The 8,819-nt window shown below is 67.4% G+C and carries 7 protein-coding genes and 1 pseudogene; 4 read left to right on the top strand and 4 right to left on the bottom strand.

Features of this window, described 5'->3' with window-relative positions:
* The 4 genes from Q0U08_RS14475 to Q0U08_RS14460 form a co-directional block, all read left to right on the top strand.
* The coding region (locus tag Q0U08_RS14475) for a rhodanese-like domain-containing protein (protein ID WP_298092153.1) at positions 1 to 371 on the top strand (371 nt) is incomplete at its 5' end.
* 1 nt (position 372) lies between these two features.
* A complete protein-coding gene (gene metC, locus Q0U08_RS14470; RefSeq protein WP_298092152.1) occupies positions 373 to 1,566 on the top strand; it encodes a cystathionine beta-lyase in 1,194 nt (397 codons plus the stop codon).
* Positions 1,563 to 2,849 (top strand): mechanosensitive ion channel domain-containing protein, encoded by a 1,287-nt coding sequence (locus tag Q0U08_RS14465; RefSeq protein ID WP_298092151.1) that lies wholly within the window; start codon positions 1,563 to 1,565, stop codon positions 2,847 to 2,849. The genes metC and Q0U08_RS14465 overlap by 4 nt, the downstream gene beginning before the upstream one ends.
* Positions 2,850 to 3,036: 187 nt before the next feature.
* Complete coding sequence (locus tag Q0U08_RS14460) at positions 3,037 to 3,861, top strand: TorF family putative porin (RefSeq protein WP_298092149.1); 825 nt, start codon at positions 3,037 to 3,039, stop codon at positions 3,859 to 3,861.
* Between the two features lie 226 nt (positions 3,862 to 4,087).
* Here Q0U08_RS14460 and Q0U08_RS14455 read toward each other — a convergent pair whose 3' ends face one another.
* The 4 genes and pseudogenes from Q0U08_RS14455 to ribF form a co-directional block, all read right to left on the bottom strand.
* Entirely contained in the window at positions 4,088 to 4,498 is a 411-nt protein-coding gene (locus Q0U08_RS14455; protein ID WP_298092148.1) for a DUF3035 domain-containing protein, read from the bottom strand.
* Positions 4,491 to 5,012 carry a signal peptidase II gene (gene lspA / locus Q0U08_RS14450; protein WP_298092147.1) on the bottom strand — a complete coding sequence of 174 codons (522 nt, stop codon included), beginning with the start codon at positions 5,010 to 5,012 and terminating at the stop codon, positions 4,491 to 4,493. Before lspA ends, Q0U08_RS14455 begins: the two co-directional genes overlap by 8 nt.
* Entirely contained in the window at positions 5,005 to 7,911 is a 2,907-nt protein-coding gene (gene ileS, locus Q0U08_RS14445; RefSeq protein ID WP_298092145.1) for an isoleucine--tRNA ligase, read from the bottom strand. The genes lspA and ileS overlap by 8 nt, the downstream gene beginning before the upstream one ends.
* Positions 7,912 to 7,960: 49 nt before the next feature.
* Positions 7,961 to 8,819, bottom strand: a pseudogene (ribF, locus tag Q0U08_RS14440) (riboflavin biosynthesis protein RibF); the annotation flags it as partial.

Genomic DNA, 8,819 nt, shown 5'->3' with positions numbered 1-8,819 from the left:
CCCAGATGCAGGCGAACCTGACCAGCGGCGCCGAGCAGGTTGTTGACGCCCGCTCCCCCGCCCGTTTCGCCGGTGCGGAGGCCGAACCACGCGCCGGCGTCGTCCCGGGCCACATTCCGGGCTCGCAGAACCTGCATTATGCCCGGCTGTTCGACGCCGATGGCCGCTGGAAGCGCGGGCCGGCTCTCGCCGCTGCATTCGCCGATGCGGGCGTGGATTTTGAACGCCCCGTCATCGCCACCTGTGGATCTGGCATCACCGCCGCCGTGCTGGCCTTTGGCGCCCATCTGCTCGGCCACCCGATGACGGTATACGACGGAAGCTGGGCCGAATGGGGCAGCCATCCCGACATGCCCAAGGCAAAGGACTGACATGAAGGACGACGATACGCTGGGTGCGGCCACGCGCGTGGTACAGGCCGGCCGGCGCAAGGAATGGACCGCCGGCATCGTCAATCCGCCCGTCTGGCGCGCCTCCACCATCCTGTACGACTCGATCGCCGACCTGCGCGCCAGCGCCGGCCGCGACACGCATCACCGCCTCTATTACGGCCGTCGCGGCACGCCCACCCAGTGGTCGCTCGCCGATGCGCTGACCAGCCTGGAGCCGGGGGCTGAGGCGACCTTCCTTTATCCGTCCGGCGTTGCCGCAATCGCCGCCGCGCTACTCGCGGTGCTGTCGCCCGGCGACGAGTTGCTGATGGTCGACAGCGCCTATGAGCCGACGCGCGCGATGACCGCCTCGCTGCTCGCCCGGTTCGGCATCACCACCCGCTTCTACGATCCGCTGATCGGTGCCGGCATCGCCGACCTGATCGGCGATCGCACCCGCGCCATCTTCATGGAAAGCCCCGGCAGCCTCACCTTCGAGGTGCAGGACGTGCCCGCCATCGTCGCGGTGGCGAAGGAGCACGGGATCGCGACGCTGCTCGACAATACCTGGGCGACGCCGCTCTTCTTTTCGGCGATCGACAAGGGCGTCGACTATACCATCCTCGCCGCCACCAAATATGTCGTTGGCCATTCGGACGTGATGCTCGGCTCGGTCACCGCCGCCCCCGGCCGCTTCGCCGCGCTGCGCGACACCAGCTTCCAGCTCGGCCAGGTCACCAGCCCGGACGATAGCTGGCTGGGCAGCCGCGGCCTGCGCACCATGGCGGTCCGGCTCGACCGGCATCAGGCCAGCGCCCTCACCATCGCCCGCTGGCTGCAGGATCGTGCCGAGGTGGCGGAGGTGTTGCACCCCGCTTTCCCCTCCTGCCCCGGCCATGACATCTGGGCACGCGATTTTTCCGGCTCCAGCGGCCTGTTCTCCTTCGTCCTGAACGGCGGCGGCGAGGCGGAGCGCGCGGCGCTGATCGATGCGCTGGAGCTGTTCGGCATCGGCTATAGCTGGGGCGGCTTCGAAAGCCTCGCCACGCCGGTCGATGTCGGCCGCATCCGCTCCGTCGCCCGCCGCGACTTTGCCGGCCCGATCGTCCGCCTCCAGATCGGACTGGAAGACCCGCAGGACCTGATCGCCGATCTCGATCGCGGGCTGGCCCGGTTCCGCGCGACGTTGGGATGACGCTCCCCGAATGGCTTCAGGCCAACGGCCTCGACCTGCCGTCGCAGGCCGAGGGGATCGAGGCCGCGATCGCGACCGGGCTGATGCTGGCGATGCTCGGCGCCGGTACCGTGGCGGGTCGCGTCGCCGGGCCGCGCTTCGCCGGCTTCTGGACCCGCCACGCCGCCAATCACGGTGAGCTTGTCGCCGGCCGGCTCTGCACCATCACCCGCTATCTGACCTCCGCCGTGCTGCTGGCGATCCTGTCGGCGGCCTGGCACTGGTCGCCCTGGGCGCAGGCACCGATCGGGCTGGCGCTGGGCATCACCGCCGCGCTGGCCGCAGTGCAGATGCTGCGCGGCCTCGGCCTGCCACGCTGGATGGCCTGGGCCGCCGCCGCCATGCTGTTCGTCGGCCTGTTCAGCCAGGCGGTCGGCGGCCTTGCCCCCATCATCCGGGTGCTGGAGGCGATCGGCTTCAACATCGGCACGCGCCGCTTCTCGCTGATGCTGCTCGTCACCATGCTGGTCACCGTCGTCGCGCTCTACGCGGTCGTACGGCTCGCCAACCGGGTGGTCGAACACTGGATCGCCCATGCCCGCGGCCTCGATCCCACCCAGCGCCTGCTCGGCCAGAAGCTCGCCAGCATCGCCATCGTCGTCGCCGCCTTCTTCTTCGGCACCGACCTCCTCGAGATCGACCTCACTACCTTCGCGATCTTCTCCGGCGGCCTTGGTCTCGCTGTCGGCTTCGGCCTGCAAAAGACGATCGGCAACCTGATCGCCGGCATCATCCTCCTGCTCGACCGCTCGATCAAGCCCGGCGACGTCATCGCGCTGGGGCAGGAGATCGGCTGGGTGAACAAGATCGGCGTCCGCGCCGTCTCCATCGTCACCCGCGACGGCAAGGAACACCTGATCCCCAACGAGAACCTGATGACGCAGGAGGTGGAGAATTGGTCCTATTCCGACCGCAACGTCCGCGTGCGCATCCCGGTGCGCGTATCCTATGACGCGGACCTGCGCCTGGCCCAGCAACTGATGCTGCGCGCCGCGGCCGAGTCGCCGCGCGTCCTGAAAAGCCCCAAGCCGACCATCTGGCTGATGTCCTACGGCGACTATGCGCTGGAACATGAGATACTGGCCTGGATCAGCGACCCGGAAAGCGGGGTCGGCAACGTCCGCTCGGACGTGCTCAACCGCCTGTGGTGGCTCTTCAAGGACCATGACATCACGTTGCCCTATCCCCAACGCGACGTGCATATCCGCACCAGGCCACCCGAAGATACCGCACCCCTGCTGTGACTTTCACGCAACATAGCGTCAGCACCACACCGTACCGACGCAAGAATAGACTTGTGCGCTGCAACAGCCGCTGTCACAAATCGGACATCGCCCGATAGACAGCACAGCCGGCTTCCAGCCGCCAACAGATGCTGCATCCGGCGATATGCAGGTGAGAACATCGACTTCTCCGTTTGGAAGGGAAACGATGCGCTTCTCCACTCTACTTCTGGGCGGCCTCACGCTGGCGGCCGCGACCCCCGCCTTCGCCCAGGACACCGCCCCGCCCGAGCCGATCACGGTCAGCGGCAGCGTCGCGGTTCTGACCGACTACCGACTGCGCGGTATCTCCCAGACCAACAGGAACGCCGCCGTGCAGGGCGCGCTGACCGTCGCGCACGAAAGCGGCTTCTATATCGGTACCTTCGGGTCGAATCTGGCCGGCTGGGGCACCTTCGGCGGTGCCAATCTCGAACTCGACGCTATCGGCGGCTACAAGACCACCGTCGGCTCCGCCACCGTCGATGCGGGCGTCACCTGGTACACCTATCCGGGCGGCTTCTCCGAATCGGACGTGGTGGAATTCTTCAGCCGCCTGTCGGGCGTCGCAGGCCCGGCAACGCTGACCGCCGGGGTCTATTACGCGCCCAAGCAGACCTCGCTCGGCAATTTCTCCAACACCCCGTTCAGCCGCGGCCAGCGCCAGCACAATGTGTATCTGACCGGGGACGGCGTGGTCGCGATACCCGGCACCCCGGCCACGCTGAAGGCCCATATCGGCTATTCGGACGGCAATCCCGGCCTCGGCCCCAACGGCACCAGCCTGGCGCCCACCGGCGAATATTGGGACTGGGCGATCGGTGCCGATGTGGTCGCGTACAAGAACCTGACGTTTAACGTCTCGTACATCGACACCGACATTACCCGTGCCGAGTCCGCCTATCTCCAGCCGAACTTCTCGAAGTTTCAGGAACCGGGCGGCAAATCGATCGCCAACGGCACGGTGCTGTTCTCGCTCACCGCCGCGTTCTGATCGGGCAGGCCAAGTGCGAAAAAGGGGGCGGCTTCCGGATGTGGAAGCCGCCCCCTTTTGCTGTGGTACTTGGGGCCCGTTTGAAAACTCGCGAAACAGCGAGTTTCGGCGCGGCGGCGGCCCGCTCCCCCACCCGACCTCCCATCAAGGATACTCTGTGGGAGGTCGGGTGGGGGAGTGGGCCGGCGCCGCGAAACGTGCCTTCAGCACGTTTCCAAAGAGCCTCTTACTGGGCGCCGGCGCGTGCGTCCTGGCCGTCACCCTCGGGCGCGGCCACGATGTCGCGCGTCGTGGTGCCCTTGTCGACCACGTTCGTTTCGGGATCGCCCACCGACGAGCGGATGCCCGCATCCGCCGCATCGTCGCCCGCCGCGCTCACCACCGCCTGCTCGCCGGCGCTGCGCTGCGCCCGACCGCCGAACAGCGCATCCAGCGTCTGCTGCTGCCCGCCCGTCGCCTGCGGTGCGGCACCCGGCCGCGGCGGCACCAGCGCGAAATCGGGCGGGATCACCAGCGGCGCCTGACGCGCGACGGCGAACTCGTCGGGTCGCGCCCGGTCCAGACCCCCACGGCCACCACAGCCCGCCAGCAGCGCGGCGCAGGACAGACCTGCGATCACGGGCACCAACTTACGCATTGCTATTCTCCACAGGGGCAGCCTTGTCGCGCACCAACAGGGCGCGGACCAGCAGAACCAGAACGCCTATCGTAATCGCCGCATCGGCGACATTGAAGACCAAAAACGGACGCCACTCACCGAAGTGAAGGTCGGCGAAATCGACCACATAGCCCAGCCGCGCCCGGTCCAGGATATTGCCCAGCGCTCCGCCCAGCACGCATCCCAGCGCGATCTGGTCGGCCCGGTTGCGCTCGCGCGTCATCCATACCGCCACGCCCACCGCGATCGCGCTGGTCAGCGCGACCAGCGCCCAGCGCTGCAAGGTTCCGTCCGCAGTCAGCAGCCCCAGCGAAATGCCGTAATTGGGCACGAAGCGCAGCGCAAAGATCGGCAGCACCTCGCGTACGTCGCCCAGATAGCGGATGCCCAGCCCCTGCGTGACGAACAGCTTGCTTAGCTGATCCGCGATGAACAGCGCCAGCGCCACCAGCAGGCCGGTACGTGGCAGGCCGCTACGGGGAAGCTTAGCCACGTGACACCACCGCGTCGCACCGGTCGCACAGGCCGCCATCGGCGCTCACCTCGGGCAGATGCCGCCAGCAGCGCCCGCACTTGGCATAGTCGGTGCGCGTCACGTTCACCCCGTCGCCGGGGCGAACCGCGGCAACGATGAACGCCTCGGCCAGCGCATCCTCGTCCAGCGGCAGCGCCGGCACGGATACCTCCGCCTCCAGCGACGACCGCACCGTCTTCTCGCGCCGCAGCGGCTCGATCGCCTCGGTCACCCGCGTACGCAGCGACCGCACCTCGGCCCAGCGCGTCGACAGGGCGTCGTCGCCCGGCAACGCGGGCAGTTCGGGCCATTCCAGCAGATGCACCGATCCGTCCTCGGACGGGTAGCGCGATTGCCAGACCTCTTCCGCGGTGAAGCAGATGATCGGCGCGGCATAGCGGACCAGCGTATGGAACAGCGTGTCGAGCACGGTGCGATAGGCGCGGCGCCGCAGCGAGTCGGCCGCGTCGCAATACAGCGCATCCTTGCGGATATCGAAGAAGAAGGCCGACAGGTCTTCGTTCGCGAAATCGGTCAGCGCGCGTAGATAGCGGTTGAACTCGAACGCCTCCGCCGCCGAGCGCAATTCTGCGTCCAGTTGCCCGAGCAGCGCCAGCACATAGCGTTCCAGCTCCGGCATCGCCTCCACCGCGACCCGCTCTTCCTCCTCGAACCCGTCGAGCGCGCCGAGCAGATAGCGGAAGGTGTTGCGCAGCTTGCGATAGCTGTCCGATGCGGTGGCCAGCACCTCCTTGCCGATCCGCACATCCTCGAAATAATCGACCGAGGCGACCCAGATGCGCAGGATATCGGCACCCGATTCGCCGATCACCTTCAGCGGATCGACCACATTGCCCAGCGACTTGGACATCTTGCGGCCCTGCCCGTCCAGCGCGAAACCGTGGGTCAGCACCGCGTCATAGGGCGCCCGACCGCGCGTGCCGCAGCTTTCCAGCAGCGACGACTGGAACCAGCCGCGATGCTGGTCGGACCCCTCGACATACAGGTTCGCGCGCGTGCCCTCGCCGAAGCGCGCCTCCACCACAAAGGCGTGGGTGGAACCGGAGTCGAACCACACGTCCAGGATGTCGTTGACCGGCTCGTACGCGGCCAGATCGTAATTGCCACCCAGCAGCGCCTGATGATCCGCGGTAAACCACGCATCCGCCCCGCCCGCGCGGAAAGCCTCCACGATCCGCGCATTGACCGCCGGATCGTTCAGATACTCACCCGTCGCCCGGTGGACGTAAAGCGCGATCGGCACGCCCCAGGCGCGCTGCCGGCTGATCACCCAGTCCGGCCGGCCCTCGACCATCGACCGGATACGGTTCTCGGCGCGCGACGGCACCCACCGCGTCCGTCCGATTGCATCCAGCGCGGTCTCGCGCAGCGTCGCGCCATTGCCCTGGGCATGGCCCAGTTGCAGGTCGGCCGGATCACCGCTGGTCAGGACAGGAGCGGCGGGCTCCGCCTGCTCCGCACGATCCATCGGAATGAACCACTGCGGCGTCGCGCGGAAGATCACCTTCGCCTTCGACCGCCACGAATGCGGATAGCTGTGCTTGAAATCATCCGTCGCGGCGAGCAGCGCACCCGCCGCGCGCAGGTCCGAACAGATCGGCCCGTCCGACGCGACGAACTTCTTGTTGATCACCGATCCCTGACCGCCCAGCCAGGCCCAGTCCGCCCGGTACATGCCCGCACCATCGACCGCGAAGACCGGCTCGATGCCATGCGCCTTGCACAGCAGGAAGTCGTCCTCCCCATGATCGGGCGCCATGTGGACAAGGCCGGTGCCCGCATCGGTGGTGACGAACTCGCCCGGCAGCATCGGCCGGGGCTTGGCGAAGAAGCCGCCGAGTGCGTGCATCGGATGCCGGGCGATGGCGCCTTCGAGTTGCTTGCCAGTGATGGTGCCTAGAATCTGAGGTTCAGAGTCAGGACTTGTCCGTTCTGTTAACACCCGGCCTTGCGCAGTTCGGCTTCGGAATGCTTCAACAAGCGGCACGGCAATAACGAACAACTTTTCGGAGATGACGCCGAAATCATCACCTGCCTCACCAACGGCGCCGAAGCGTACCAGTGCGTACTCAATCTCCGGCCCGTAAGCCAAAGCCTGGTTCACCGGGATGGTCCACGGCGTCGTCGTCCAGATCACCGCATGCGCGCCGACCAGTTCCGGCGCGTTCGGCGCCTCGACAATCTCGAACCCGACATCGATCTGGGTCGAGACGACATCCTCATACTCGACCTCGGCCTCGGCCAGCGCGGTCTTCTCGACCGGCGACCACATCACCGGCTTGGCGCCGCGGTAAAGCTGTCCCGACTCGGCGAACTTCAACAGCTCGCCGACGATCGTCGCTTCCGCGGCATAGGTCATCGTCAGATACGGATCGGCCCAGTCGCCCATCACCCCCAGCCGCTCGAACTGCGCGCGCTGCACGCCGACCCACTTGTCGGCATAGGCGCGGCATTCGGCGCGGAACTGCGCGACCGGCACCTCGTCCTTGTTCTGCTTCTTCGCGCGGTACGCTTCTTCGACCTTCCACTCGATCGGCAGGCCGTGACAGTCCCAGCCGGGCACATAGGGCGCGTCCTTGCCCGCCAGGGTCTGCGAACGGACGATGATGTCCTTCAGCACCTTGTTCATGGCGTGGCCCATATGGATGTCGCCATTGGCGTAGGGCGGGCCGTCATGCAGGATGAAGCGTTCGCGCCCCTGCCGCTCGGCGCGCAGCCGCTGGTACAGCCCGATTCTGGCCCAGCGCTCCAGGATCGCCGGCTCCTTGGCGGCGAGTCCGGCCTTCATGGGAAAATCGGTCTTCGGCAGGAAGACAGTGTCGCGCCAATCCTTGGCGGCCTCGGGCGTGTCGGTCATAAGTCTGCCGCCCTTAGCGGCTTTGCCCGGCCCCGTCAGCCCTTCAGAATCAGCCCCGCAAAATCACACGCGCACGGGCACAGTCCGCATCCATTTGCGCCACCAGCGCGTCCAGGCTGTCGAACTTCGCCTCGGGCCGCAGATAATCGACCAGCTCCACCTCGATCCGCTGCCCGTACAGGTCGCCGGCAAAGTCGAAGAAATGCGGCTCCAGCAATTCCTTGGGCGGGTCGAAGCTGGGGCGGATGCCCAGGTTCGCCGCGCCGTCCAGCACACGCCCGTCCGCCAGCCGCCCGCGCACCGCATAGATGCCGTAGGCGGGCCGCAGATACTTGCCCATGTCGACATTCGCGGTGGGGTAGCCGATCGTGCGCCCCACCTTGTCGCCGTGCTGCACCACACCCTGAATCGCGAACGGCCGGGTCAGCAACCGCGTCGCCGCGCGCGTCTCGCCCAGCCGCAGATGCGCGCGGATGCGGCTGGAGGATACCGGCTCACCGTCCAGCGTCACCGGCCCGATCGCCTGGGTGGAAAAGCCATGGACGGCACCCAGTGCGCGCAGGATCTCGACATTGCCGCTCTTGCGCGCGCCAAAGGTGAAGTCCTCGCCCGTCACCACCCCGCCGACGCGCAAGGCCGCGACCAGCCGCTCGGTCACGAATGGCTTTTCCACCCAGGCGATCGGTCACGAATGCGTCCGCCGACAGCCCCGCCAGCGCGCCGTCGAAGCGGAACACCACCATCGCATCCGCGCCGGCTTGCGCGAACAACCGCTCGCGCTGCGCCAGCGTGGTCAGGCGAAAGGGTGGCGTATCGGGTCGGAACAGCCGCACCGGATGCGGATCGAAGGTGGCGACGATCGCCGGCCGTCCTTCGGCGCGTGCGCGCGCCACCGCCGCCCCGACCAC

The organism is uncultured Sphingomonas sp., from assembly GCF_946477935.1.
Taxonomy (GTDB): Bacteria; Pseudomonadota; Alphaproteobacteria; order Sphingomonadales; family Sphingomonadaceae; genus Sphingomonas.
The sequence above is the reverse complement of the archived record's forward strand: the minus strand, read 5'-3'. Positions and strand labels throughout refer to the sequence as shown.